This window comes from Domibacillus sp. PGB-M46 (assembly GCF_022668875.1).
Taxonomy (GTDB): Bacteria; Bacillota; Bacilli; order Bacillales; family Domibacillaceae; genus Domibacillus.
Map to the genome: position 1 here is coordinate 1 of NZ_JAKGCR010000063.1, position 904 is coordinate 904.

1 pseudogene is annotated in these 904 nt (G+C 44.5%); it reads right to left on the reverse strand.

Going from position 1 to position 904, the window contains the following annotated elements:
* Positions 1–904 (reverse strand): annotated as a pseudogene (locus L2D08_RS23575) (IS3 family transposase); the annotation flags it as partial.

Consider the following 904-nt stretch of genomic DNA (forward strand, 5'->3'; position numbering starts at 1 on the left):
TTTCCAAGTTGTCGAGGTAGAACGTTTCAGACTTTAGCGAGGCATGAAACGATTCGATCGGGGCATTATCAGCGGGCGTCCCTTTGCGGGACATGCTCATGGTAATGCCTTTTTCTTTGACTTTCTGTTGATACGCTTGAGACGTATAAACGGATCCCTGGTCACTATGCAGAATGCATCCTTCCGGCAGAGGTGGAAGCTGCGACAGGGTATCAAGCACAAAATTCGTATCCTGGCAGTCTCTAATAGAATAGGCAATGATTTCGCCGTTAAATAAATCCTGAATACTGGAAAGATACATTGTTTTCTGTCCAAAAGGCAAGTAGGTAATGTCCGTTACGAGCCTCTGAAGGGGCTGGTCTGCCTGAAAGTCACGATCCAGCAGGTTGCCCGCTGTATAATAAGGCTGACCGGTTTTGCGACGTTTCTTTTTCTTTACACGGCATTGCCATCCATACTTCTGCATCGCGCGCTGTACTGTTTTATGGCTAATAGGCATTTCCCGTTTCAATAAAGCAGTGATTTTACGGTAGCCATATCGAAACTTATGATCCCGGCACAACGTGCCAATTTTTTGTTCAACTGCCTGCTTTGTTGGTTTTTCCTGTCTCTTTCTCTTCCAGCGGTAATAAGTAGACCTTGCCAGGTTAAGATGCCGGCATATTTCCCTGACGGGCATACTCATTTTAAGTTCCTCTACTAATTCTAGAGCTACTTCTGGGACCACTTCCTCTCCAATTCTTCGTACTTTTTTAGGACTTCAATCTGCTGTTTCAGATAGCGATTTTCTGTGTGTAATTTCTCTGTTTCACTTTTATATTCAGGTCCTTTTCCGAAGGAATACTGCTTGCCCACTGGCTGTTCAAACCGATGAAGTTCACCTGCTTTGTACCATTTCATCCAT